Annotated in this window: 25 protein-coding genes and 1 pseudogene; 13 read left to right on the top strand and 13 right to left on the bottom strand. The window is 43.5% G+C overall.

The window, feature by feature from the left end:
- The 7 genes and pseudogenes from B3763_RS11210 to B3763_RS11240 all read left to right on the top strand — a co-directional run.
- Positions 1 to 724 (top strand): annotated as a pseudogene (locus B3763_RS11210) (bifunctional phosphoribosylaminoimidazolecarboxamide formyltransferase/IMP cyclohydrolase PurH); the annotation flags it as partial.
- Positions 725 to 796: 72 nt separating this feature from the next.
- The gene (locus B3763_RS11215) at positions 797 to 1,825 is read left to right on the top strand and encodes a rod shape-determining protein (RefSeq protein WP_189628630.1); all 1,029 of its coding nucleotides are present in this window, start codon (positions 797 to 799) and stop codon (positions 1,823 to 1,825) included.
- Positions 1,826 to 1,834: 9 nt separating this feature from the next.
- Positions 1,835 to 2,689, top strand: coding sequence for a rod shape-determining protein MreC (gene mreC / locus B3763_RS11220; RefSeq protein WP_189628631.1), 855 nt, complete (start codon positions 1,835 to 1,837; stop codon positions 2,687 to 2,689).
- On the top strand, positions 2,682 to 3,194 hold the full coding sequence (locus tag B3763_RS11225; protein ID WP_286746536.1) for a Rod shape-determining protein MreD: 513 nt from the start codon (positions 2,682 to 2,684) through the stop codon (positions 3,192 to 3,194). Before mreC ends, B3763_RS11225 begins: the two co-directional genes overlap by 8 nt.
- Positions 3,195 to 3,197: 3 nt before the next feature.
- Complete coding sequence (gene mrdA / locus B3763_RS11230; RefSeq protein WP_286746538.1) at positions 3,198 to 5,036, top strand: penicillin-binding protein 2; 1,839 nt, start codon at positions 3,198 to 3,200, stop codon at positions 5,034 to 5,036.
- Positions 5,033 to 6,307 (top strand): rod shape-determining protein RodA, encoded by a 1,275-nt coding sequence (gene rodA, locus B3763_RS11235; protein ID WP_286746540.1) that lies wholly within the window; start codon positions 5,033 to 5,035, stop codon positions 6,305 to 6,307. The genes mrdA and rodA overlap by 4 nt, the downstream gene beginning before the upstream one ends.
- Before the next feature lie 4 nt (positions 6,308 to 6,311).
- Complete coding sequence (locus B3763_RS11240; protein ID WP_286746542.1) at positions 6,312 to 6,839, top strand: hypothetical protein; 528 nt, start codon at positions 6,312 to 6,314, stop codon at positions 6,837 to 6,839.
- Here the strand turns inward: B3763_RS11240 and B3763_RS11245 are convergent.
- The gene (locus B3763_RS11245; protein WP_286746544.1) at positions 6,820 to 7,812 is read right to left on the bottom strand and encodes a hypothetical protein; all 993 of its coding nucleotides are present in this window, start codon (positions 7,810 to 7,812) and stop codon (positions 6,820 to 6,822) included. The genes B3763_RS11240 and B3763_RS11245 overlap by 20 nt on opposite strands.
- Before the next feature lie 423 nt (positions 7,813 to 8,235).
- Positions 8,236 to 9,243: a hypothetical protein gene (locus B3763_RS11250; RefSeq protein WP_286746546.1), complete on the bottom strand. Its 1,008-nt coding sequence runs from the start codon at positions 9,241 to 9,243 to the stop codon at positions 8,236 to 8,238.
- 34 nt (positions 9,244 to 9,277) lie between these two features.
- Here B3763_RS11250 and B3763_RS11255 point away from each other — a divergent pair, with 34 nt between their 5' ends.
- The 6 genes from B3763_RS11255 to chrA are packed head-to-tail and all read left to right on the top strand — an operon-like array spanning position 9,278 to position 15,337.
- Complete coding sequence (locus B3763_RS11255) at positions 9,278 to 9,601, top strand: 2Fe-2S iron-sulfur cluster-binding protein (RefSeq protein WP_189628639.1); 324 nt, start codon at positions 9,278 to 9,280, stop codon at positions 9,599 to 9,601.
- A gap of 1 nt (position 9,602) precedes the next feature.
- A complete protein-coding gene (locus B3763_RS11260) occupies positions 9,603 to 10,205 on the top strand; it encodes a thymidine kinase (protein ID WP_189628640.1) in 603 nt (200 codons plus the stop codon).
- On the top strand, positions 10,202 to 12,439 hold the full coding sequence (locus B3763_RS11265) for a T9SS type A sorting domain-containing protein (protein WP_286746549.1): 2,238 nt from the start codon (positions 10,202 to 10,204) through the stop codon (positions 12,437 to 12,439). The genes B3763_RS11260 and B3763_RS11265 overlap by 4 nt, the downstream gene beginning before the upstream one ends.
- The gene (gene recO, locus B3763_RS11270; protein WP_286746551.1) at positions 12,439 to 13,131 is read left to right on the top strand and encodes a DNA repair protein RecO; all 693 of its coding nucleotides are present in this window, start codon (positions 12,439 to 12,441) and stop codon (positions 13,129 to 13,131) included. Before B3763_RS11265 ends, recO begins: the two co-directional genes overlap by 1 nt.
- A 43-nt stretch (positions 13,132 to 13,174) precedes the next feature.
- A complete protein-coding gene (locus B3763_RS11275) occupies positions 13,175 to 14,149 on the top strand; it encodes an isopenicillin N synthase family dioxygenase (RefSeq protein WP_286746553.1) in 975 nt (324 codons plus the stop codon).
- A gap of 6 nt (positions 14,150 to 14,155) precedes the next feature.
- Entirely contained in the window at positions 14,156 to 15,337 is a 1,182-nt protein-coding gene (chrA, locus tag B3763_RS11280; RefSeq protein WP_189628644.1) for a chromate efflux transporter, read from the top strand.
- Positions 15,338 to 15,342: 5 nt separating this feature from the next.
- On the opposite strand, the gene B3763_RS11285 is transcribed toward chrA, so the two are convergent.
- From B3763_RS11285 to B3763_RS11335, 11 genes are all read right to left on the bottom strand, one after another.
- Positions 15,343 to 16,233 carry a S66 peptidase family protein gene (locus B3763_RS11285; protein WP_286746555.1) on the bottom strand — a complete coding sequence of 297 codons (891 nt, stop codon included), beginning with the start codon at positions 16,231 to 16,233 and terminating at the stop codon, positions 15,343 to 15,345.
- 68 nt (positions 16,234 to 16,301) lie between these two features.
- On the bottom strand, positions 16,302 to 16,877 hold the full coding sequence (locus B3763_RS11290; protein WP_286746557.1) for an OmpH family outer membrane protein: 576 nt from the start codon (positions 16,875 to 16,877) through the stop codon (positions 16,302 to 16,304).
- A gap of 18 nt (positions 16,878 to 16,895) precedes the next feature.
- Positions 16,896 to 17,438 (bottom strand): OmpH family outer membrane protein, encoded by a 543-nt coding sequence (locus B3763_RS11295; RefSeq protein WP_189628647.1) that lies wholly within the window; start codon positions 17,436 to 17,438, stop codon positions 16,896 to 16,898.
- A gap of 3 nt (positions 17,439 to 17,441) precedes the next feature.
- A complete protein-coding gene (locus tag B3763_RS11300; protein WP_286746559.1) occupies positions 17,442 to 20,102 on the bottom strand; it encodes a BamA/OMP85 family outer membrane protein in 2,661 nt (886 codons plus the stop codon).
- 8 nt (positions 20,103 to 20,110) lie between these two features.
- Positions 20,111 to 20,848, bottom strand: a complete 738-nt coding sequence (locus B3763_RS11305) for an isoprenyl transferase (protein WP_286746561.1) — start codon at positions 20,846 to 20,848, stop codon at positions 20,111 to 20,113.
- A gap of 83 nt (positions 20,849 to 20,931) precedes the next feature.
- Entirely contained in the window at positions 20,932 to 21,648 is a 717-nt protein-coding gene (locus B3763_RS11310) for a DUF6089 family protein (protein ID WP_286746562.1), read from the bottom strand.
- A gap of 44 nt (positions 21,649 to 21,692) precedes the next feature.
- Complete coding sequence (locus B3763_RS11315) at positions 21,693 to 22,568, bottom strand: NAD kinase (RefSeq protein ID WP_189628651.1); 876 nt, start codon at positions 22,566 to 22,568, stop codon at positions 21,693 to 21,695.
- An 8-nt stretch (positions 22,569 to 22,576) separates the two neighbouring features.
- A complete protein-coding gene (locus tag B3763_RS11320; protein WP_286746565.1) occupies positions 22,577 to 23,242 on the bottom strand; it encodes a CBS domain-containing protein in 666 nt (221 codons plus the stop codon).
- Positions 23,243 to 23,303: 61 nt separating this feature from the next.
- Positions 23,304 to 23,870 carry an anthranilate synthase component II gene (locus B3763_RS11325; RefSeq protein WP_286746567.1) on the bottom strand — a complete coding sequence of 189 codons (567 nt, stop codon included), beginning with the start codon at positions 23,868 to 23,870 and terminating at the stop codon, positions 23,304 to 23,306.
- A complete protein-coding gene (locus tag B3763_RS11330; protein WP_286746569.1) occupies positions 23,867 to 24,391 on the bottom strand; it encodes a CvpA family protein in 525 nt (174 codons plus the stop codon). The genes B3763_RS11325 and B3763_RS11330 overlap by 4 nt, the downstream gene beginning before the upstream one ends.
- Positions 24,392 to 24,844 carry a GatB/YqeY domain-containing protein gene (locus B3763_RS11335; protein ID WP_189628654.1) on the bottom strand — a complete coding sequence of 151 codons (453 nt, stop codon included), beginning with the start codon at positions 24,842 to 24,844 and terminating at the stop codon, positions 24,392 to 24,394.
- Between the last annotated feature and the right edge of the window lie 15 nt (positions 24,845 to 24,859).

Genomic DNA, 24,859 nt, shown 5'->3' on the forward strand with positions numbered 1-24,859 from the left:
GAAGCACACAAATGCCTGTGGGGTGGCCATTGGCTCAGATGTAAAAGATGCTTATCTCAAGGCCTTTGCTGCCGATACTGTGAGTGCTTTTGGGGGCGTTTTAGTTTCTAATCAAACCATAGACCTTGCTGCTGCCGAAGAATTGAACAAACTTTTCTTCGAAGTACTAATTGCCCCGGGTTTCGAGCCGGAAGCTTTGGATTTATTGAAGGGCAAGAAGAACAGAATATTACTTGTTAAAAAGCAAAACCTAACAGCTAAAAAGCAATATAAGAGTTTGCTCAACGGTGTTATTGTGCAAGATAGAGACCTGGTAACTGATCAAGCGGCCGATTTTAAAACCGTAACTAAAAAGCAGGTAACCGAGGCACAAAAAAGAGCTTTGGTATTTGCCTCCAAGGTTTGCAAGCACACCAAATCGAACACCATAATTCTGGCCACAGAGAATCAAATGTTGGCAAGTGGTGTTGGCCAAACATCCAGGGTTGATGCGCTCAAGCAGGCCATAGAGAAGGCCAAATCTTTTGGTTTTGAGCTTCAGGGAGCCGTAATGGCCTCAGATGCCTTCTTCCCTTTTCCCGACTGCGTGGAAATTGCCCATGGTGAAGGGATAGAAGCCGTAATTCAGCCCGGAGGCTCCATCAAAGACGAATTGTCGATAAATTTCTGCGATGAGCACAACATGGCCATGGTGTTTACAGGCACAAGACACTTTAAACACTAATTTTGATTAGGCTAGCTTTTAACGAATCATTACATTAGTCCAATTATTTAAACAAGAAGGAGACCAACTCAAATGGGTTTTTTCGATTTTCTAACCAGCGATATTGCCATAGACCTTGGAACAGCCAATACGCTTATTATTCACAGGGACAAGATAGTGGTAGACGAACCGTCTATCATTGCCATAGATAAGAACACCAATAAAGTTTTGGCCATTGGCAAAGAGGCCATGAACATGCACGAAAAGACGCATGAAAACATCAAGACCATCAGGCCTCTGAAAGACGGTGTGATTGCGGATTTCGAGGCAGCCGAAATGATGATCAAAGGGATGATCAAAATGATCGACCTGAAGAAAAGAAGCTTTATGCCTTCTTCTCACCGAATGGTCATTTGTATTCCTTCAGGCATTACCGAAGTAGAAAAACGTGCGGTTAGAGACTCTGCCGAACATGCCAACGCTAAAGAGGTATACATGATTTATGAACCTATTGCTGCGGCCATTGGTACAGGTATTAAAATAGATGAGCCGGTAGGCTCTATGATTGTTGATATCGGAGGAGGTACTACAGAGATTGCCGTTATCGCATTGAGCGGTATAGTGTGCGACCAGTCTATCCGTGTAGCGGGCGATACTTTTACCAAAGACATTTTGGACTACATGAGAAGGCAACACAACCTTCTTATTGGTGAGCGCAGTGCCGAAAAGGTAAAAATAGCTATAGGCTCTGCCCTAACCGAACTGGAAGATGCCCCAGAAGATTACGAGATCAGAGGTCGTGACTTGATGACGGGAATTCCGAAGGTAATTAAGATTTCCTACTCAGAAATTGCTTTCGCTCTGGATAAGTCCGTTTCAAAAATTGAAGAAGCAGTGCTCAAAGCTTTGGAGATTTCACCACCAGAACTCTCTGCCGACATTTACGACAGAGGTATCTATCTGACAGGTGGTGGTGCCATGCTGAAAGGGCTTGACAAGCGTTTAGCTTTGAAAACCAAGCTACCAATACACATTGCAGACGATCCGCTTAGAGCTGTAGTTCGTGGAACAGGCGAAGCCCTGAAAAACATCAATTCATACAGAGCAGTGTTAATGACATAATCTGAATGAATGGGTCAGCTACTTTCATTCCTATATCGGTTTAGGGCATTCTTTACATTTTTGCTCCTTGAGTTAATATGTATATGGCTAATTGTTCGGCATAACGATTACCAGCGAAGTAGCTTCAACAGCCTGATGTCGGCCACAGTAGGCACCATCAATGAGTCTACCGGCAACATTTCCGAATACTTTAGTCTAAAAAAAACAAACCAGCAGTTGGCTGAAGAAAACGCCCGACTGAGGTCCTTGCTGCTCTCTTTAGAGCCGCTGCCCACAGATTCGTTGGCGGGTAATCTCATACCGGTCGATTCAGCCGATACTACCGCTCTTTCTTTTGAGTTGATTACTGCCGAAATTATTCGAAACGATATTCGCAGTACTAAAAACTTCTTTATGATTAATAAAGGAGCCAAAGATGGCATTGAAGAGGGTATGGGAGTAATCAACTCACTGGGAGTAGTGGGTAAAATACGAGGAGTGAGCAAGGAGTTTTCAGAGGGTATTTCGTTACTCAACATTAAAAACCCAACCTCAGTAAAACACCAACCTTCAGGAAGAATGGGCACCGTGCTTTGGGAAGGGGTAAACCCTAAAACTGCCCGACTGCTCTACCTAACCCCCGATGTACCCGTAGAACCGGGCGACACCATTGTAACCTCCGGCTACAATGCCATTTTCCCAAAAGAAATTATGGTAGGTACGGTTAGAAGCAGTGAGCCTGATAAGAATAATACGTACCTGAATATTGAAATAGACCTAAGTGTAGACTTTGGTAGCCTTTCGTTTGTTTACATTATTAAAAACCATAAAAAGCCCGAACAGGATTCGCTCATAAACTTAAATCCCGAAATCATCAATGAGTAAGCACATTGTTCTACTTACGGTATCGTTTATACTGCTTATGCTGGTGCAAATACTGGTGTTCCGAAACTTTGTGCTCTTTCAGGTTGGGTTTGCTTTTGTCTATCTCCTTTTCCTGCTTAGCTTACCCATGGAGGTGGGTTTTACGGCCGGTATGATATTGGGGCTCATTAGTGCCCTCATTCTTGACTTGTTCTACCAGTCGTTGGGTATTCATGCTTCGGCAGCAGTATTTATCATGTTTGTGCGTCCTACATGGCTAAAGGCCGTGCTCCCTCGTGGAGGGTATGAACCAAACGACATGACCACCATTGGCACTTACGGATTACAGTGGTTTTTGGGCTATGCCACACCCTTAGTGCTGGTTTATTGCCTGGTAGTGTTTTTTGTAGAAGCCGGTACCGCACAATTGTTTTGGCATACCGTAACAAAAGCCCTGGTTTCTACGGTTATAACATTGGTATTTGTGGTATTTGCGCAGTATCTTTTTTATCCAAAAACCAATTAACCCATGCTCGAAAATAGAAGACTGGTTATTCAGGGTCTGTTTATTTTTGTAGGCTTGATTTTCCTCATCAAGCTCTTTGCTCTTCAGGTGGTAGATAAAACATACCAACTCAAAGCCGATCGCAATATTATTCATACCATAACCGAATACCCCTTCCGGGGGCTCATGTATGATCGTGAAAAAAGACTCATTGTTTATAATGAGCCTATTTATGATTTAATGGTGGTTCCGCGCGACCTTTACATTGGAGACACCGCAGAGTTTTGCCAACTCTTTGACATTACCGAAGAACAATTTCGTACTAACCTGCAGAAGGCCAAAGAATACTCCGGAGTTAAACCCTCTGCCCTACTCAAAAAAATACCGCACGAAAAATATGCCCAGATACAGGACCATATGTACAAGTACTCGGGGCTATATGTAAACCCCAGAACTGTAAGAAGATATACCAAGCCTATTTTGGCCACACAAGTAGGTTACATTGGAGAAGTGAGTCAGCGAGACCTGGACAGAGACACCACCAACTATTACAAGTCTGGCGACTACAAAGGGCTTACCGGCCTGGAACAGTACTATGAAAAGGCCTTGCGGGGAGAAAGAGGAGAAAGCCGTAAGCTGGTGAATGTAAACGGTATAGAAAAAGGAAGCTACAAAAACGGTGAGCTGGACATCCCTTCCGTACCGGGCAAAAACCTCATCACCACCATCCATCTGGAACTTCAGAGCTATGCCGAAAAGCTAATGGCAGGTAAGCGTGGTAGTTTAGTAGCTATTGAACCCTCTACAGGAGAAATTCTTGCTATGGTTTCGGTGCCATCGTACGACCCCAATCAGCTGTCTGGCAAGAATTTTGGCAAGTACTTCGAGCAAATTAAAAATGACACAACAGGCCCTCTGCTCAACAGGGCTATTCAGGCCAAATACCCTCCGGGCTCCATATTTAAAACTGTGCAAGCACTGATTGCTCTCGATGAGGGAGTGATTAAACCTAATGAACCCATAATTGTTGACAGACTGCGACTGGGAGACCATGCACCGCTAGGCCCATACGATGTGGCTCGCGGTATAGAGTTCTCTTCTAACAACTACTTTTGGGAAGTAATGAGGCGAACTGTGAACCAGAACGTATCGAGCAGTAAGTTTACAGATACACACATAGGGCTGGACAAGTGGGCAGAAGCAGTAAGACGATTTGGCTTTGGCAGCCCTTTGGGGCTAGATATTCCTGGTGAAATTGGTGGTACAGTACCTGATGCTGAATTTTATCACAAAAAGTACCCTCGCGAAAAGGGAAGCTGGGCCTATAGCACCATATACTCTCTTTCAATTGGGCAGGGAGAGCTGGAGGTAACTCCTCTTCAGGTGGCCAATCTGGCTGCCATAATTGCCAACCGTGGATATTATGTTACGCCCCATTTGGTGAAAGCTTATGAAGAAAATGGAGAAATCACAGAACTGGAATATGAGAAACACTATACCGGGCGTGGCGATGAGTACTACCCCGCCATTATTGAGGGCATGGTTCGGGCTGTAAAGAAAACAGCCGGGCGGGCTGTAATCCCCGATATACCAATTGCCGGAAAGACTGGAACAGCCGAAAATGGGGTGAAGAATGAATCGCTTGATCACTCTGTATTTATGGCTTTTGCCCCTGCTGATAACCCCAAAATTGCCATTGCAGTATACACAGAAAATGCCGGATGGGGTGGAGGCGCCTCGGCAGTAACCGCCAGCCTGGTTATTGAAAAATACCTGCGAGGTTACATTAAAGAAACCTGGGCCAAGAGAGAAGATTATATCCTTAACAAAAAATACCTCATAGGCTTACAACAAGAGAATTGAGAAGAGAAGGCGGACTTTTTGGCGATTTAGACTGGCTGGTGGTCTTTCTTTACTTCACCCTGGTTGTACTGGGCTGGACAAACATATATGCCTCTGTATATGACCCGGTACAAGACCAGAACATTTTCGATCTGAGTCTGGAATCGGGCAAGCAGCTCCTTTGGATAGGTACATCAGTAATACTGATTGTTGTCATCTTGCTTCTCGATTTCCGTATTTATGAATCGTTTGCTCCCATTCTTTACGTGTTTATGATCTTGCTCCTGGCCGGGGTTTTGGTTTTTGGTCGCGAGGTAAATGGAGCAAAGGCATGGTTCGAGATAGGTTCGTTTCGGTTGCAGCCGGCAGAGTTTACTAAACTGGCCACGGCTCTTTTTATGGGCCGATACATTGCCACAACCAATGTAAAACTCACCGACTTTAGTACCCAGGTGAAGGCTCTCCTTATGATTCTCATTCCCATAGGCCTCATACAGCTTCAGCCTGACACCGGTTCGGCTATGGTGTTCGCTGCACTGCTCATTCCACTATACAGAGAAGGTTTTCCTGCCATATATCTTATTCTGGGCATCTCTGCAGCCGTACTCTTTATTTTAACCCTTTTGGTTCCTCAGCCATATATTTTCATTGGTATAGGTTCGCTCACTCTCTTACTCATCCTTTTTCAGGAAAAAAGCCGTAAGAGAATACTGTCGACCATTGCCCTAATGCTGGTCATCAGCTCATTTGTTTTTGGAATAGACTATTTTCTCAATAACCTAATTAAGCCCTATCAGAGGAGCAGAATAGAAGCCATTTTTCGGCCCGAACTGGTGAACCCAAAGGCTGAAGGCTGGAACCTGGAGCAATCTAAAATTGCTATTGGTTCAGGCGGCTTTTCCGGTAAGGGTTTTTTAGAAGGCACCCAAACAAAATTTGGCTATGTACCCGAACAAAGCACCGACTTTATTTTTAGTACCCTGGCCGAAGAACATGGCTGGTTGGGCTGCGCTGTACTTATTTTCTTGTTCATAGCCTTGGTTATGCGCTTGGTTTTTATAGCCGAACGACAAAAGTCTAAATTTGCCCGGTTCTATGGCTATGCCGTTGCTGGTATTATATTCTTTCACTTTACCATCAACATTGCCATGACCATTGGTCTGTTTCCCGTTGTTGGAATCCCTCTGCCATTTATAAGTTATGGTGGGTCATCCCTATGGTCGTTTACCATTATGCTCTTTGTGCTGCTCAAAATAGATATGCACAGAGCACAGGTGCTTTCAAGACATTAGGGGAATGACAACATCCAAAGGACAAAAGTTATCTGAATTTGAAATTAAAAGGATCTTAGGGAAACCTATAAAGCCCGACATCAAGTCCAGAAAAGCATTGGGTAGCACATCTTTCTTTTTGAAGAAATTCGAGAGCCACACCAAAAAGAGTTCTCTTAAAGAAAACCATAAGTGTGCCTTCCAAAAATATGAGCAGGGCCTATTGGCACGTGTATTTCACTCTGGCAATGTAGAAAACCTCATCTTCAGATTTGATAGCGTTTCACAAGTACTATTAATCAAAGGAAAGGAGATCATTGATCCCAAATGGTATTCACCAATGGCTTGGCTTCTGAAACTAGGTGTTCCTTTAAGACTAGCACGCTACTTTACTGTAAATTCAACAGATTACTCTATTAATGAGATGACACTCATCATTAAATCTGAAGATCACCTATTGGAGATGACAACCAACGGGTGGTTTTATGAAGGTCAAAGAAGATTTTTTGAACCTCTCTTTTCCAAGGAGGTCTTTAAAGAGATTCATCTCTAACATGGCTTTCTCCATAATCTATCATCTTTTCCAAGCATAGTTTTCGTGCGGTTTTTAGAAGGTTACCTTCTAAATATTCTGGAAGTTTTTCATAGGCTAATTTGTAATCAATGTAAGCTTTGTTGCTTGACCTATCCTCAATGCCTTCAAGCACATATTCCTTTATGAAAAAAACTAAATAACCGTATGCAAATGGGCTCTTTATAGATAGGTCTGTTTGGTAAAGGTTTGAATCGAATATTTTATCTCGGATTTCCGGTCTATCAAACTGGCTGATTAGAAGCCTGAGCCTTATAAAAGCCTCATGACGGTCTATCTCATACTTGAGACCCTGAATAGCTTCTAATTCAAAGTTATTCGTTTCGGAAAGAGTTGTTGGAACAAACTCCAATTGATCAACCAGTCTGTTCACTAATTCGTCTAGCAATTTTGGGTTGCTCTTGATCATAGACTTATCCCCAGACACAGGAACAAGCAAGCTGATACTTAAGTCATTCCTACCACGCATTGCCTTACTTGAATCGGCTATGATGAACAAATTGTACAATGAATCAATCTTCAATAAAGCCTCACTTCTTTCTTCAATCAATTTTTGCGCATTGAGTCTATCGGTGGATTCAAGCTGCAATTCAGAAGGTTTTAAATCCATCCTTAGTGTGTCCCCTGGAGAAACAAATCTAGTCTCTGGATAACTTATCAGAGAATGGATAACAATCCTTGCCGTTTGGTTGATTTTTAAAGAAAGCGTATCGATCTCCTTGTAACTGGTAAGCAATCCGGCTGAACTTTGATTCCAACCTGAATCAAGTAAGTCAATTGAGATTGGAGAGTCAGTTGAATTATTGATAATGATTATGGCTTGATTTGGTGACTCTACCAAATCAATTTCCGGAAGGTTCTTGTACGGCCTTTTGTCACATCCTGTAAAAAATATCAGGAGAAGTAGGGGCAGAAGAAAAGCTTTCTTATTCATGTGTGTCTATGACACATCATTATAACTATTTTTTTAGTAGAAAGCTAAACTAGTCCTCCCAAAAGCAGAAAATTGATCTGTATGCACCGCATCTTCCTCAGTGGATTCAGGTGAACCACTTTCTTCAGTGCCCCTTTTAAGAAGAAACTTAGGCAGATAGAATGTGAGAAACCCTCCAAAAGTTAATATCCACAATTACCCGAATGTTCTTAGGCTTATTTTAATCTTTGTAAGTAAACTTTTGGAGAGATGTTACACCGCGAAAGTCCCTATTCGATTTCTTTGAGTTTTATTTGATTAATCGAACCGAAGTTTATAATCAGGAATAAGATGAATTCCGTTCAAACAATCCATGTCCTCTTCAGAAAACCCTGTGGATGGTTTACACCATTAACTGATTTCCAATCAACTGATATAACTGTCTTACGCAAACCTTCGCTCCAGCACACCCATAAAAGCCTCCACTTCCTCGCTGTCCATATCCCAGCCATCATTAAAAGTATTGGCTTTATTTAGCGCTTCCTGAAGGCTCTCCGCTTCATCGATAGCTGCAAAGGCCTGTTTCATTCGACTATTATCCCCATGAAAGAGGTTGTTCTGAAACATAAATTTCTCATTCAAAGTAAGGCTGGCCTCAATTGATTTATTCACCTTTCTCTGCAGCTTTTCCGCAAGAGTCTGGCTTTTATTACCTTTTTCAAATCTGTCGTTGAGCGTTGTCGCTGCTTTTTCTTCCTTCTTTTCAACGGCAAGCTCTTCCGCCACAACTTTGGAGGCTACATTAGCGGAAACTTCCGGCTCAGTAGGTTTTTCTGGCTTGGGTTCTTCTTTTTCATCAAACAGATTGTGTAGCAAATGACCAGCATTGAGCTTTTCCAGAAAAGCAGGTGCATTTACCTCTTCCTTATTCGATGGATCGAGCCCATCGTAGATCTGCAAAACACTGGCTTTTGTATCAAAATCACCCATCTGATCCACCAGCTTTTTAAAGAGTTCCCGGTTGTTCTTTATGTATTTAAACTGTCGTTTAAAATCCTGAGGTTTAGCCAATCGCTCCAGCACCGTTTCTAAAAATACCCTGGGTTCAAACACTATGAGCACGGTATCGGCAATTGCCTGATTAAGTATGGGCTCTAAATGCTTTCTATCAATACTGATGTGGTTGGAAAGCACATTCATAAAACCCTTTAAAGCCGCCTGTACTTTCTCGTGCTTAAAATCGAAATACGGGCTTTCCAAGCGCTCTACCTCTTTGCGCCACTGATTAAAAAGCGATCGGATGATGAAAGAGTTGACTTGTCTTGAATTGGTGAGAGAAATCAACTGCTCTCCATCTATTTTTGTATAATTTTGAAAAGTTTTATCGCAGATAGATTCGCCAATTTTCTGGCTCACTGTTAGTACTTCTGACTGTTTTAGTTGATAAAGCATGTACGGCAGTTTTTCAAAGTTAAATTAAATCATAATGCCCAAAATCCTGATCCGAAATCTGAATAATAAACTGATTGATGTTCCCACTAGTAACGATTCAATCCTCAAAATTATTCATGACCATCAGATTGATTGGATGTTTGCTTGTGGTGCCAAAGGGAGGTGCACATCTTGCCGTATGGTCATTCATTCAGGCCAGGAGCACTTTTCTGCTCCTAATGAGGCCGAGCAAAAGTTGATAGATTTGGGTAGATTAAAAGAAAACGAGCGCTTGGCCTGTCAAAACACCCTAAATGGCGATATTGAGGTGAGTGTAGCTGAACAGAATAAGTTTCCACATTTAACCTATACGGACTGATATGTTTCTTGAGCCACAGACCAATATTTCCGGAGAGCATACCACGGGAAGCATAGAGGTAATATGCGGCTGTATGTTTTCAGGCAAAACGGAAGAACTAATCCGCAGGCTTAGAAGAGCCACCATTGCCCGACAGAAAGTGGAAATTTTCAAACCGGCACTGGATACTCGTTACGATGAGCAAGATGTGGTTTCGCACAACAAAACAGCCATTCGCTCTACCCCCGTACAGTTTGCTTCAGACATTTTGCTGCTGGCTGGCGACAGCGATGTAATTGGTATTGACGAAGCTCAATTTTTTGACAAAGACATTGTAGATGTCTGCCGTAAACTAGCCAATGGAGGCAAAAGAGTAATTGTTGCAGGCCTTGACATGGACGCCAACGGGCAGCCTTTTGGACCTATGCCCTATCTCTTGGCTATTGCCGAGTTTGTAACCAAACTGCACGCCATTTGTGCTGTGAGCGGGTCTTTGGCTTCTTTCTCCTTTAAGCTTACCGATAGCGATAAAACTGTTGAACTGGGAGAAAAAGATATTTATCAGGCCCGAAACCGTAAATACTTCTACCAGGGACAAAAAGAAAAGCAGCACAAGAAAAAGTGAAAAGACTGGCTTTACTTATGGGTGCCTTTTGGCTGATAAGTCAGGTAATTTCTCTGGCTCAGAGTGCTATACCTGTACTCGGTTGGCAAACACACTTTAGCTATACGCATGTAAAACAAGTAGTGGTGGGATCAGAGGCCATTTTTGTGGCTACTGAACAGGCTATTTTTAGTATTGACAGGGAAGAGTTGAGCCTGACCAAGCTTAACAAACTAACCGGCTTATCCGATGTAGGCATAGGTGCCATTGGCCTGCTCTCCGATGAAAAAACATTGGTGATTGGCTATAAGAACGGCAACATCGACCTGGTAGGCCCGTCCTCTGTCCGTAATATCAATACGGTAAAAAACTTCCAGACCACCCTTTCTAAAAAATACCATTCCATAAAAGCCCACAATGGCAATATTTACCTGGCCGGAGATTTGGGTATTATAGTGTACAACCTAAGCCGGAATGAAATTAGCGAAGCCTATCAGAACCTGGGGCAAAACGGAAGCCCTCTGGCCATCTACGATCTGCATTTCGATAACGATAGTATATATGCCGCTACGGCCGATGGTCTGCTTTCGGCCAGCCTTAACAACGGTACCAACCGGCAAGACTTTAACAACTGGAAGAGGGCGCTCACAGGAATAGGTTTCGAAACCATTGCCGAGACCAATGATGGGCTTTTTGCCGGTAGTGAAACCGATTTGTTTCAGAAAACATCGGCTGGTTGGCAGTTTACAGAAAATTTCCCCTCCACCATTGTGCGCCTGGAAGGCACGAATGAAGAATTATGGATTACCACTCATGATCGAGTATATCAGCTCAATGGATCACAGCTTACCCAATCGGTGGCCGTTTCAGCATCGTCAGGCCGAGTAAATTATTCTGCGCAGAACCCTCCCTTTATCTGGCTGGCTACTTCCCAAAAAGGGCTTTTGAGGGCTATTCCTTCCCAGTCAGATTTTGAACAGTTTATGCCGGCCGGGCCAATGGGCGATACTCTGCACAACGGTCAGTTTAACCAGGGAAAAATCGCTTTCAATAGCAGCTCTTTCAACAACCGGGTTTCCGGCCAAGGTTTCATAGGTGAGTTCGATGTTGAAACCAACCTTTGGGCCAATTATTCATTCATATGGAACAATGAACCAATCCAAAACATAGTAGATGTAGAAAGAATTGGCGAAACCTCATACGTGGTTTCGTTTGAACACGGGCTGCTAGAATGGACCGGAGTAAATGATGTTTCGCAACCGGGAACGAGTGCCCAGGCACCTCAGCCCAATGCCCAAAATGAATACAGAGCAACCGCGGTAACTTCAGATAACAACGGACTTTTATGGCTGACACTGCATGATCGAAGCCCCTCGCTCTTCTCATTCAACCCTTCTACCAATACCTGGCAAAGCTATACTCCTCCCCACGATTTGGCGCGTTATGCCATTGATGTTTTTGTGGGACCAACCGGACTCAAATGGCTTACCATAGACCCTGATTTTGGTGGAGGAATCGTAGTATACGATGATGAATCGGGGCGCTCCAGACATTTAAATCTCAACGGAGGGCAAGGCGGCTTGCCCAGCAATGAGATTACATCGATTTATTCAGATAATGACTTGTTTGTTTGGGTCACCACCAGTCAGGGCATGGCCTTCTTCACCAATCCGGGTGCTGTGTTAAACAATCAATCGCTTACGGCTTCAATACCGATATATCAAAACCGTCTGTTGCTTCGCAATGAGTACATTACCGATATGGTAGTTGACCCGGCCAACAGAAAGTGGTTTGCCACCAGAAGTAATGGTCTCTGGCTATTCTCCGAATCGGGCGATGAGCTGATCTATCATTTCACTATCAACAATAGTCCACTGCCTTCCAACCACATTGTTTCTCTGGCATTGGCGCCACAAACGGGCGAGTTGTTTATTGCCACTCCTTTGGGTATGGTTTCTTTTAGAGGTGACGCCACATTAGGTACCGATAGGCATGAAGATGTAGTGGCATACCCTAATCCTGTTAAGCCCGGGTTTGAAGGTTCAGTAGTAATAGAAGGTTTGGTGAATAATGCTTTTCTGAAAATTACAGATGTATCAGGAAAGCTGGTAAAAAACTTACGGGCCAATGGCAGTACAGCCATTTGGGATGTACGAGATGTAAACGGCACCAGGGTAAAAACCGGGGTCTATCTGGTGTTTAGTACCAATGAACTTGGAACAGAAACCTATGTAACTAAAATAGTGGTTATCTAATGCTATACCACACCAAAGGGCTTGTGCTGGGCACAATTAAGTACAGCGAAACCTCCATTATCGCGCGTATTTTTACGCAAAACTACGGGATGCAGTCCTACATAGTGAATGGCGTAAGGAGCCAAAAGGCCCGGGGCAAAACGGCCCTCTACCAACCGCTTTCTTTGCTCGACCTGATGGTGTACCATAAACCCGGCAAAGACATTCAGCGCATTTCTGAGGCCCGCTTCTCTCTCAGCTATCAGCAATTGCCTTTCCACCCTACCAAAAGGGCAATAGGCATGTTTCTGACAGAAGTATTTGGTAAAGTGCTACGAAACGAATCGCCTAATGAAGAGCTCTTTCTTTTTTTGGAACAGTCGCTAATACTATTCGACAACCAATCTGAATACCTCAACAATTTTCATTTGCAATTACTTCTTAAAGCCAGTGCATTTATGGGCTTTGGCCCCGCCAACGGAGCCGACCTTATTGACCAACTGGCTGAGGCCGGATATCATTTTAATTTAGTAACAGATGAGCTCGCTCTGCTCGACCAGCTCATGCATGAAAAAATGGGAACCCATATTGGTTTGAGTAATGCCTTGAGGCGCGATTTGCTCGACCATATTATTAAGTTTTACCAGGTTCATACAGATAGTCTGAAGGAAATAAAGTCGATAGACGTGTTGAAAACGATAATGAGTAGCTGAAATCGACACTTTATGTTTAATTTACAAGTCAAATATTATTCTCATGAGCTCAATTCTATATGATGAAGTGCCATCGCTAGACCTTGCACATTTTACTAATGGAAGCCCGGAACAAAAAGAGGCTTTCGTTCAAGATCTGGGAGCAGCCTATAACAACATTGGTTTCGTAGCCATTAAAAACCATGGCTTAACCAATGAAATGACCGAAAAACTCTATGCGGCTATTCAAAAGTTTTTTGCTCTGCCCGATGAAGTGAAGCAGAAATATGAAGTACCGGAACTAGCGGGCCAGAGAGGCTATATTGGCAAAGGAAAAGAACATGCGAAAGGCCGAAGCACTGGAGACCTGAAGGAGTTCTACCACATTGGTCAGGAGGTAACCGATGGTGACCCCATAAAAAATGAGTATCCGGACAATATATGGCCTGAAGAAGTGCCTGAAATGGAAGCCATTGGTAAGGAAGTATACAAAACTTTGGAAAATGCCGGGGTAAAAATGCTTCAGGCTATCGCTCTTTATCTGGGTTTGGACGAACACTATTTTGACCAAAAAGTGCACAACGGAAATAGTATTTTAAGACCTATCCACTACTTCCCAATTGAAAACCCGGAGGCGGTTCCGGCCGATGCAGTTCGTGCCGCTGAGCATGGCGACATTAACCTGATTACATTATTGATGGGAGCAAGTGCTGATGGTCTGCAAGTGCTCAGGAATGATGGTAAATGGATCCCTATTACTGCCCTACCGGACCAACTGGTAGTAAATGTTGGCGATATGCTTTCAAGACATACCAACAACAAGCTTAAGTCTACCATTCACAGAGTGGTTAACCCTCCGAAAGACAAAATGGGTACATCGCGGTACTCCATACCTTTCTTTATGCACCCAAGGTCTGAAATGGATCTTACTTGCCTGGAGAGCTGTATAGATGATGCACACCCTAAGTTGTATGACGATATTACTGCGGGCGAGTTCCTAGAGCAACGTTTGGCCGAGATTGGCCTTCGAAAAAAATAAGAGGAAGTGCCAGCGGTAAAACGCATTCGATACTTCATCTTTCTAAAAGATGTATTCATTTTGGCCATTAGCGCTTTTGGTGGCCCACAGGCACATTTAGCCATGCTTCTTAAAATAATGGTTAAGAAGCGTGGCTATGTTTCTGAAGAAGAACTCATGGAGCTATATGCTCTCTGTCAGATATTACCAGGGCCTACCTCCACACAAACCATAACGGCTATTGGGTTTAGAATTGGTGGTGCCAACCTTGCCTACCTTACCTTGCTGGTTTGGATGTTACCTGCAGTAGCTATAATGACTACGGCAGCCATTTTAGTAGACAGGTATCAAACCAAGAACTTTAGCCTGGAATTTACCCGGTTTATACAACCTATGGCCGTTGGTTTCATAAGTTATGGAGCCTACGTTATTGCCTCAAAAATGGTGACTACCAAAACTGCCGGGGCTCTAATGGCACTCTCTGCTATAGTCACCTACTTTATTTCCAAACCTGCCGCCCTGCCAATTGTGTTGGTTTTTGCCGGTACGCTCACCGCCTTTAAGTATAAAAAACAAGAAATAGAAGTTAAGGAAAAGGTGAGAATCAAATGGGGCAACTTTACCCTTTGGGGTTTGGTACTCATTGCTGCCGCTTTGTTGGGTGCGTTCACTCAAGACCGTATAGTCCTACTGTTCGAAAATTTCTATCGAAACGGAAGTCTCATTTTTGGAGGTGGGCAGGTACTTATTCCATTTCTTAACAAGGAATTCGTAGAATTTAAAGGCTACCTGAGTTCAGAAGAGTTTCTTTCCGGGCTGGCCATGGTACAGGCGGTTCCCGGCCCTACTTTTTCGGTGAGTTCGTTTGTGGGGGCTCTCTCCGTTCGCGATCTCGGTATCGGAGGACAAATACTAGGTGGCTTTATAGCCGCCTGCGGCATATTTCTACCGGGTACTTTTCTCATTTTCTTTGTCATCCGCTTTTGGGACAGCCTCAAAAAATATAGAGTTGTGCGAGCATCCTTAGAAGGTATTCATGCTGCTAGTGCGGGCATGGTTGCTGCAGCAGCCTTCTTGCTGTTCGAGCCTATAGATAACTCGGTAATGAACGTTTCGGTAGTTATTGGAACCTTCCTTCTGCTCACCTATACAAAGGTGCCTCCTCCATTAATCATTCTGGCAGGATTACTGGCCGGTTTTCTAATATAAGCGTCCTATTTATAGTCCAGATATAGAATGCCTGACTCAACCGTCATTTGGACGGGAGCATTCATAAGTAGGGATATGTTTCTGTTTTCGTGCCCTCCGGGAAAACCAAAGGCCTTGGGTATGTTCAGGTTGTAGAAATATGAAGCGATGAGTGCATAGCAGTCTCTACTGAAATAACCTGCCGGATCGTTAATGTGGCTAAAGTCTCCTACAATAAGTCCGGCCAGTCGATCTAACTTACCCGTTCGCTTTAGTTTATTGAGCATACGGTCTACGGCATATAAGCTTTCTCCCACTTCTTCCAGAAATAGAATCTTTCCATCACAAACCATTTCATTGGCGGCCCCTATAGACTCATAAATAAGACTTAGGTTCCCTCCGGTAATGGCTGCCATGCACTTGCCTTCCGCTGAATGCCTCATAGGGTTCAGCTCAATGGCAAACTGCTGTTCCCCAAAAAGTAGATTTTTAAGGGCTACATCAGAAGCATCGTCTTGCCCAAGGGTGTAGGCCATGGGGCCGTGAACAGCCGCTATACCCAACGAAGCCATTTGCAACTGAAAACCGGTTAAGTCACTAAAACCAATTGTCCATTTCGGGTTCTGAGAAAAAGAGCTATAGTCTGCCTGATCTAAGATTCTTGTGGTTCCATACCCCCCTCTGGCAAAGCAAATAGCTTTAACATCCGGATTGTCCATAGCCCATTGTAAATCGGCCAGGCGATTGGCATCGCTCGCTGCAAAATACTCATCTGGGTTATTAAGAAACTGCCCTTTGCATACATCAAGCCCCCAGGAGGCTAATATTCCAAGCCCCGGTTCGATAGACTTCTCTAGTCTCTTAGCTGTAGCTACAATGGCTATTTTGTCGCCTGGTTTTAAAGGGGCAGGTTTCATAGAATTGAAGGTAAAAAAAAGAGGCTGTCTTCTAAAAAACAGCCTCCATTATCATTTAAAATTTTATTCTAGTTATTTCCGGTAGGAGCCGCATTGCCACTTGGTTCTTCTTTTGGCATTGGCACACCTAATTTCTTAAACACCAACTCTGTGATGTTTAGAGACTCGTCAGCAGCCAAAACAATACCTGCCGAATTGGCTGCAACCCTTGAGTTTAAAATAAGAGCGAACCCATTTTCTTTTCGAACAGCCTCAATGGCGTCCTGCACTTTTGCATATACAGGATTAATTTTTTCTGTTTCTTTCATCCTATAAGCCTGATCGGCCTGAACTCTGAACTTTTGCAATTGTTCCTGAAGGTTTATGAGTTCATTCTCCTTCTCTTGCAATACTACCTGATTGGCATTAGGCTGCTGAGCCATTTGCTGTAATTGAGCATATTTGGTTTGAATATCTTTCTGCTTAGCTTCAATCTGCGCTCCCAACTGAGCTTCGTAGGTTTCTAATTCTGAAGAAATAGATTCCATCTCGGGCATGTTGAATACAATAAATTCAAGGAAGGTATATCCAATCTTAAATTCCTGAGCCTTTGCAACTGCCGCTACTGACAGAAAAGCAATCATCACTATTAGTTTACGCATCATAATCCTTATTTAATTTCTTTAATTTCTCTTTTTCTGTGCTCCCAGTTCTTCCAGTATAAATTCAGTATAGTCATGAACCGGGTTGCTGTAAATTATACCCACATCGGCTGCCTTATCAAAGATATAGTCCAGTCCGTGTTTTTTTCCAATCACCTCTACGGCCAGGTTCAGCCGGGTACGCAAAGGTGTTAGCAGTTCGTCTACCTTTTTGTAGTAGAGGCCATCAAATCCAAAAAGCTCTGTATTTTTTTGAAGCGCTTCCTGGCTTTTGGCTTCTATGGCCTTTTTTCGCTCTTCAATCATAGCCGGAGTGAGCAATACTTCATTGGCTCTTAGCTCGGCTCTCATCTTTTCGAGCTCATCGTACAAACTTCGTACCTCTTTGTCGTAAGTCTTTGCCAGAGCCTCCAGCTCCTTTTGTTTTTCTGCGTATTCAGGAAGCTGACTAAGAACGTATTCTGAATCGAAATGGCCAATTTTCTGCCCAAATCCGTTGCCTTGAGCCAGCGCAAAATTAGAGATTAATGTCAATAATGCTAGGGTGGAGAAAATTTTGTGCATGGGTTACCTAATTTGTTGTCCGATAGTAAAATGCACCTGCGACCCACCCAAAACGGCTGGCGATAGTGAATTGTCCTGATCGAAGCCATAGGCCCAGTCGATACCCAAAAGTCCGAAGGCCGGCAAGAATACTCTTGCACCAAATCCGGCAGATCGGAACAAGTCTCTTGGCGAGTATTCGCTAAAATCGATCCAGGTATTTCCGGCTTCTCCAAATGCCAAAAGGTAAATGGTAGAAGTTGGTGCCTTAGATACCGGGTATCTCAGTTCGGCCGTAAACTTGTTGTAGACAATACCTCCCCTAAAACCGGTTACAGGGTCAACAGGGTCTATTGAGTTATCCTCATACCCTCTTAACGCTATAATGTCCTGTCCAATTATAAAGTTGTTTGCCCCATTTAATCCATTACCCCCTAGGAAGAACCTTTCGAATGGTCCGGAGTCTGTTCTTTTGGAGTATGTGCCAATAAAGCCAAGATGAGCTCGGGCATTGATCACAAACTTTGGCCCGACAGGTATGAACATAGACCAATCGAACATCCACTTGTGGTATTCTACAAATTTATAGCGTCTACTTTCGTCCGCCCCATCTACGTACCGGTCGGAATCGGGGTTAAGGATGGACCATGGGGGAGTGGCATTAATGGCCAGGGTAAATTGAGATCCATACGATGGGAAGGTGGGCTGGTCTATATTACCTCTTGAAATAACCGTATTAAAGGTTAAACTGTTGGATTGACCGCTTGAAAACCCGAGTGTATTCCCAAAGTTAGAAACCTCGTAGAACTGATACCTTATGCTATTTTGTATTTGAAAATAATCATCGGGCCACCTAAGTCTTCTTCCCAACCCTACCGAGAAACCTGAAGCTTTTAAGAAACCGTCCGTCTCATTGGTTCTAAAGTTGATGTTTCTATTAACGGTTCGGTTAAAGCTAATGGTGAAGTTGTTGGGTTTTCTTCCTCCCAACCATGGTTCAGAAAATACCAGACTGTAGTTTCTAAATCTTCGGCCATTGGACTGCAACTGAAGGGATAGTTTCTGCCCGTCTCCACTCGGATACGGCCTCCACTTGCTCCAGTCGTTTATGTTTTTTACTGAGAAGTTGTTGAGCGATAGCCCTACAGTACCTACAAAGCCAAACGGCCCTCCGAAACCTCCCGAAAGCTGAATTTGATCGGACGACTTCTCTACCAAATTAAAGACAATATCTACCGTACCATCCTGAATGTTGGGAATGGGTTGGGGATTAATTTGCTCCGGATCGAAATAGCCTAATTGACCCAGCTCTCTAATGGTTCTGATAAGTTCTCTACGGCTATACTTCTGCCCTGGTAGAGTTCTGATTTCTCTCAACACCACGTGGTCAGAGGTGCGGTCGTTACCTTTTAGTATAATGCGCTTAATTGTGGCTTGTTCTCCTTCGTACATACGCATCTCAAGGTCGATCGAATCGTTTTCTGCTCTTACCTCAACTACTTCTAACCTAAAGAACAAGTAGCCATCGTCTTGATAAAGAGAGAGTATATCATCACCACTATCGCTATCAAACTGGGTCCGTTTTTCAATCCGCTCTTTGTTGTAAACGTCTCCCTTCTTGATTCCCAATTTTTCAGTAAGAAATTCATCGGTATACTTAAAATTGCCCACCCAGTCTATGTTCCGAATGTAGTACTTATTTCCTTCGTCTACCTTAATACGGAGGTCTATGTACTCATCGTTCAGGGTAGTTACCTCATCTTCAATTACTTCTGCGTCTCTATAGCCTTTTGAATTGTAGAAGTTGATGAGCGACATTTTATCTTCCTTAAAGTCGGCCTCAATGAATTTGGAGCCCTTTAGAAAATTGAGCTTTACGTTTTCATTAATAAACTGCTTAAAGTCTTTGTTAGTCACTGTTTCGGTGCTGTCAACAAAGTTGCCAATGGTTTTTGGCGAGGTGTTGAACACTTGTTCGAAGAATCGGTTGATGAGCCAAAAACGGGGCTTTTCTTTCGTGTTTTTTAAAGCTTTTTTAAGGCGAGAGTCCTCAAAATCAGTGTTTCCTTCAAACTCTATTTTATTTATTTTAACTTTGCTTTTTCGGTCTACTACAAAGTTCAACTCAATACCATCATTCACTATGGAATCTAGTCTTTGCTCTGTTTTAACGGTGGCGTTGAGGTAGCCTTTTTCAACAAAGTATTTCTTTATAACCAGTTCTGAATTTTTGATGAGAGGGGCACTGGCTACTTTTCCATTTACATCGAGCTGGTCCTTCAGTTCAGACTTTTGTCCGGCACCAACACCCTCAATACTGAAACGCAGAATACGTGGGCGCTCTACAATTCTTACTTCTATGTAGGCCCTGTCTCCTTCTGTTTTGGTGAGCCAAAACTGCACATCGGCAATAATGCCTTGAGTCCAAAGTTTTTTGATGGCATCTGAAACCTGACGCCCCGGAATGGTAATCCGATCTCCCACTTTAATACCGGCAAACGAAACCAACGCTCTTTCGTCAAGCACATTGAGTCCGGTAAACTTTATTTCTGCTACTTCAAAAACCTTAGGGTTGGAATAGTCGATTTGTACACCTTCGCCAGCATTGACTCCATACCTTACCTGACACAATGCACTGGACATGGCCAGAATCAGGAAGCTGGTAGCCACCAATATTTTTCTCATTCCCAAACTCACTTCTTTATTTGCTCGCTAATCTTTCCAAACCTTCTTTCTCTTTCTTGATAAGAAACTATGGCCTCATATAAGTCTTTTTTCCTGAAATCGGGCCACAACGTTTCTGTAATGAAAAACTCGGTATAGGCCATTTGCCAGAGCAAAAAGTTGCTAATACGAAGTTCTCCACTTGTTCTGATCAACAACTCAGGGTCTGGAATTCCCGCAGTTGCCAAATAGTTATTAATTATATCCTGATTTATGTTTTCAGCTTTAAGCTTTCCTTCTTCTACTTCGAGGGCTATTTTTTTCATGGCTTGGGCTATATCCCACCGACCGCTATAGCTCAGGGCCAAAATAAGTGTCATCCGGCTATTTCCACTGGTTTTGTCTATGGCTTCTTGTAGCTCTCTTTGGCATTTGGGGGGCAAGCTTGCCCTGTCTCCAATAGACTCAAGCCTGATGTCATTATCCATCAGCGTTTTAATCTCTGAGCTAAGGGTGGAAACCAACAACTCCATAAGGGCCGTAACTTCAAACTTTGGGCGATTCCAGTTTTCTGTAGAAAAGGCATAGAGCGTAAGGTATTTTACACCGAGCTCTGCGCAACCTTCTGTAACATCTCTTACAGACTTTACTGCACTCTTATGCCCAAACACCCGGGCAGCGCCTTGTTTTTTGGCCCAGCGGCCATTGCCGTCCATAATTACTGCAATATGCTCCGGAAGATTGTCTTGCCTGATTTTTTCTTTCATCTACACACCTCTAAAAAAATCAAGCGCGAAGGTACAAAATTGAAACAGCTTTCTAAAAGCTAATGTACTCTTTGTCAATCAGATTAGAAGAATGGCTTCCAACACACAATCTTATAGAAGGTATAACTGAGCGATATGGATGTATTAAACATCCAATCATTGTCGTTGGGGTTTCCTCCCCGGTAGTCTTTAATGTTCGGTGTGGCTTCTGATACATTGTCTAGCATATCTGAGCCAGTACTTATGGCCGAAGTGGCAATACCCAATACCCACCGCCTGTCTAATCGTAATTTTACTCCTACACCCACTGGTATGCGCAAATTAATACCTGTGTCGTAGTTATTGAGAAAATTATCTTGTCCTTCCATTCGGTAAAGGCCTGCCCCAAAAAACAAATAGGGAGTCCAGAACTGCTGAAGTTTTTCATTCCTGTAGTTAAGAAAATGATACTCAATGAGCAGGTCGGTTAGAAAGAAGCTACCTTCAAACGAAGCTCTCCTGTTGGCTGAAAACACGTCAAATGCTTCATCATCTGCCCCTTTCAACTGACCAATTCCAGCCGAAATGCGGTAACTCACCCCCTCATTAAGGTGCTTTCTGATGAAGAACTGCCCACCCAAAGATCCATTGGAGAAATCGTATTTTCTCACCACATCGCCCAGGTAGTTATTTGTGCCCACTTCCAAACCAATTTCAGACAACTGAGCCTTGGCTGCGAAAGGGATAATAAAAAAGGCAATGATGAACAGATACCTTTCAATGGACAGATTATCCGTACGATATGGCTGCAAGCTAGACAACTGATGAAATAGGTTTTAGATGAGTCGAGTTAAATATTGTTAAGTTAATTTCTGGCATCGAGGCCCCAATTTAGCTTTTGTCTGAGAGTGTCAAAATATCTTGTCTCCGGAAAGCGTACCAATTTGGCCTCAAACTCCTCTCTCTTAACGGTTATTTCCACCGAATCGTCTACACTCTGTGACCGGGAATCTAAAGAAACCATGAACTGACGAGATCTTCCTTCAATTTCAAAAGTTATCCGGCTTCTGTCGGATAGAATAATCGGTCGTACATTCAAATTGTGTGGACTAACGGGAGTAAGAATAAAGTTTTTCATGCTGGGGTGCACCAATGGCCCTCCGCAACTCAAAGAATATCCTGTAGATCCGGTGGGTGTGGCGATTATGAGACCATCGGCCCAGTAGCTGTTCAGGTAATCTCCGTCCACATATGTGTGCACCACAATCATGGATGAGGTTTCTCTTTTAACAATTGTCAGCTCGTTTAGCCCAAAGTTAAAGGGTTCAAAAAGCCCTTGATTAGATTCTACATGAATGAGCGACCGTGATTCGATATCGAAGGTGCCGGCTACGAGTTTTTGTAGGGCCTCTTGTACTTCATCGCGCGGGGTGGTAGATAAAAAGCCCAACCTCCCGAGGTTTATACCTACTATGGGTACTTCCCATCGGTCGGTGTAAGTTACCGTGTCCAAAATGGTACCGTCTCCCCCCAAACTCAACACAAAGTCGAAACCGGAGAGGTCTTCTCCTCTTCTGAATGATTTGACTGCGGGTAGTCTAAAATCTTTTTCTGCCAGATCGCTCAGGTACTCGGCAGAAACGCCAACCTCAATACCATCTTTATTTAAAAAATCGATAATGTCTGAAATACAGCCCTGGGCTTCAGGCCCTGTGCTTTTTCCGTGAATGGCTATCTTCATAGTGGGTGTTAAATGTTGAGATACTTCATGAGAAGGTCGAACCGTTCTTTTTCGTTCGATTTCGATTCTTCTTCCTGAAATCTGCCTATGATTTTATATCCGAAACGTTCAAGAGAGGCAACAATGTGAGAAACTTCTGTCTGATTTATCTTTAACGTTACCCGAAACATACTGCTGTCGGCAATATCTCGGCTCACTGCAACACTCAACACTCTGGCATTTTCACCCTCCACCAGCCTAGAAATTTCCGCCAGAGAATAGTCGCGATAGTTAACGAGCAACACCAAAATGGCTCCCTGATCTTGCACGGCTGTTGAGTTAGCAATGGCACGAATGGTGTCTTCTATACCCACAACCCCCATAAAACTCCCAGCAGAAGATAATACCGCTACCATTTGAGAATCGAAATCGGAAGCCATCCGAATTACATCGTAAAAATGCTGATGCTCCAGCACCACGCAACCGGCATCTTCCAGGTCGTACTCGCTGATTGCCTTTTGAGGATCATTGTCTTCAAGAATAATATCTTCTGAAATGAAGCCTAGAAAACGGCCTTTCTCAATAACAGGCAGCTGGTTGGTACGTAGCTCTTCCATCCAAACAATGGCCTTGTTGCCATCGTCTGTCGGCTTTAGAGGAGGAATCATATGATTAATAAGATCTGCTGCTACCATGAGTTTTGGTTAGTTCAACAAGCCGTTCAGCACTAAAGTTCTGCTGTTAGAACACCGCGGTTCAAACAATATTATAAAATCTAACCCAATTTCTAAGCATCTGCAAACCGTATTCTGTCAGAATGGCCTCCGGGTGAAATTGAACGCCACAGGCCATTAGATTCAGGTTTTCCATGGCCATTAGCTCTCCTTCACTAGTGCGAGCAGTGGCTACAAAGCCTTTGGGCACCTCAGCAAGCACCAGCGAATGATAACGGACCACCGCTAGCTTTGAAGGCAACTGTCCGAACAAACCGGTGCCACTGTGTTGAATGCTGGAAATTTTGCCATGCATGGGCCTTATGGCCTTCACAAGTTGAGCACCATAGTGTATACCCAAAGCCTGATGCCCCAGACAAATTCCTAATACAGGGCACTTACCCAGGTAATATTTAGTCAAAGCCATTAACTGACCAGCCGTTTGAGGCTTTTCGGGTCCGGGAGAAAGCACCACCGCCTGATACGTTTCTGATACTATTTCCTCGAACGGTTCATCGTTTCTCTTAACAACCACCTCAAGGCCAAGCTGCCGGAAATAGTCTACCAGATTGTAGGTAAACGAATCGTAATTATCAATTAGTAAAATCACACCGGAGAAAGTAGTGCTTTTATTGAATCGAGCATTTCCTGAGCAAATGGCAACACCACATCCAGTGAGGCTATGAGTTTAGGGCCCAACTCGGTAAGAAACGGGTAAAGCACTAACTCTTCGTTTTGGCCAGGCAATTGAAGACCAAAATTACTGACTAACCACAGGAGAATGCTCACGCCAATCGCCCATTTTACAAGGCCTAGTATGGCTCCTGCAAACTTATCGAATCCACCCAAAATGGTCATGTCTATCATTTTTTTAAGCAACTTACCCAGCATGTTCACCAGAATAATAATGGCCAAAAAAATGACAAGAAAAGAGATGAAGGGCAGCAGCTGATCAAAGTCTTGCAAATACTCCGACAGATACACCATGCCTACTTCCATGAGTTTAAAGCCTCCTATAATAGCCATCACAAAAGCCAATACACCTATTATTTCGAGCAGAAGCCCCTTCTTGAAACCAAGAACAGCTCCAAAAATCAATGGAATAAGCAAGATGATGTCGAGGGTTTTCAACTATTGACTAAGCAAAGTTTTAACCATGGTAGAAATTGCCTTGCCTTCTGCGCGACCGGCCAAAGCCTTGGAGGCTACACCCATTACTTTGCCCATATCCTGTGGACCGGAAGCACCAACCTGAGCAATTATTTGTTCAAGTTCCTGCTTTAGTTCAGCTTCTGTTAGTTGTTTCGGAAGGTATCTTTCAATTACCTCGGCCTCAGCCATTTCTACAGCATACAAATCTTCTCTGCCCTGCTCTTTATAAATAGCTGCTGAGTCCTTTCTTTGCTTCACTGCTTTTGCCAATAGCTTCATCTCGGCATCGCCAGAGAGTTCACCGGAGCTACCCTTATCGGTTTCAGCCAACAAAATCATTGATTTAATGGCACGAAGAGCTTTTAGCTCGTCCTTATTCTTGGCCAACATAGCTTGCTTTATGTCGGCATCAATTTGCTGTTTTAGGCTCATGGCAAAATATTCTTG

This window comes from Roseivirga sp. UBA1976, from assembly GCF_002336325.1.
GTDB classification, from domain to species: Bacteria; Bacteroidota; Bacteroidia; order Cytophagales; family Cyclobacteriaceae; genus Roseivirga; species Roseivirga thermotolerans.

Excerpts from the sequence above, each read along its gene's own strand:
- B3763_RS11215 (WP_189628630.1), top strand. The coding sequence starts at position 797 with ATGGGTTTTTTCGATTTTCTAACCAGCGATATTGCCATAGACCTTGGA.
- mreC (WP_189628631.1), top strand. The coding sequence starts at position 1,835 with ATGGGTCAGCTACTTTCATTCCTATATCGGTTTAGGGCATTCTTTACA.
- B3763_RS11225 (WP_286746536.1), top strand. The coding sequence starts at position 2,682 with ATGAGTAAGCACATTGTTCTACTTACGGTATCGTTTATACTGCTTATG.
- mrdA (WP_286746538.1), top strand. The coding sequence starts at position 3,198 with ATGCTCGAAAATAGAAGACTGGTTATTCAGGGTCTGTTTATTTTTGTA.
- B3763_RS11240 (WP_286746542.1), top strand. The coding sequence starts at position 6,312 with ATGACAACATCCAAAGGACAAAAGTTATCTGAATTTGAAATTAAAAGG.
- B3763_RS11245 (WP_286746544.1), bottom strand. The coding sequence starts at position 7,812 with ATGAATAAGAAAGCTTTTCTTCTGCCCCTACTTCTCCTGATATTTTTT.
- B3763_RS11250 (WP_286746546.1), bottom strand. The coding sequence starts at position 9,243 with ATGCTTTATCAACTAAAACAGTCAGAAGTACTAACAGTGAGCCAGAAA.
- B3763_RS11255 (WP_189628639.1), top strand. The coding sequence starts at position 9,278 with ATGCCCAAAATCCTGATCCGAAATCTGAATAATAAACTGATTGATGTT.
- B3763_RS11260 (WP_189628640.1), top strand. The coding sequence starts at position 9,603 with ATGTTTCTTGAGCCACAGACCAATATTTCCGGAGAGCATACCACGGGA.
- recO (WP_286746551.1), top strand. The coding sequence starts at position 12,439 with ATGCTATACCACACCAAAGGGCTTGTGCTGGGCACAATTAAGTACAGC.
- B3763_RS11275 (WP_286746553.1), top strand. The coding sequence starts at position 13,175 with ATGAGCTCAATTCTATATGATGAAGTGCCATCGCTAGACCTTGCACAT.
- B3763_RS11285 (WP_286746555.1), bottom strand. The coding sequence starts at position 16,233 with ATGAAACCTGCCCCTTTAAAACCAGGCGACAAAATAGCCATTGTAGCT.
- B3763_RS11290 (WP_286746557.1), bottom strand. The coding sequence starts at position 16,877 with ATGATGCGTAAACTAATAGTGATGATTGCTTTTCTGTCAGTAGCGGCA.
- B3763_RS11295 (WP_189628647.1), bottom strand. The coding sequence starts at position 17,438 with ATGCACAAAATTTTCTCCACCCTAGCATTATTGACATTAATCTCTAAT.
- B3763_RS11300 (WP_286746559.1), bottom strand. The coding sequence starts at position 20,102 with ATGAGAAAAATATTGGTGGCTACCAGCTTCCTGATTCTGGCCATGTCC.
- B3763_RS11305 (WP_286746561.1), bottom strand. The coding sequence starts at position 20,848 with ATGAAAGAAAAAATCAGGCAAGACAATCTTCCGGAGCATATTGCAGTA.
- B3763_RS11315 (WP_189628651.1), bottom strand. The coding sequence starts at position 22,568 with ATGAAGATAGCCATTCACGGAAAAAGCACAGGGCCTGAAGCCCAGGGC.
- B3763_RS11320 (WP_286746565.1), bottom strand. The coding sequence starts at position 23,242 with ATGGTAGCAGCAGATCTTATTAATCATATGATTCCTCCTCTAAAGCCG.
- B3763_RS11335 (WP_189628654.1), bottom strand. The coding sequence starts at position 24,844 with ATGAGCCTAAAACAGCAAATTGATGCCGACATAAAGCAAGCTATGTTG.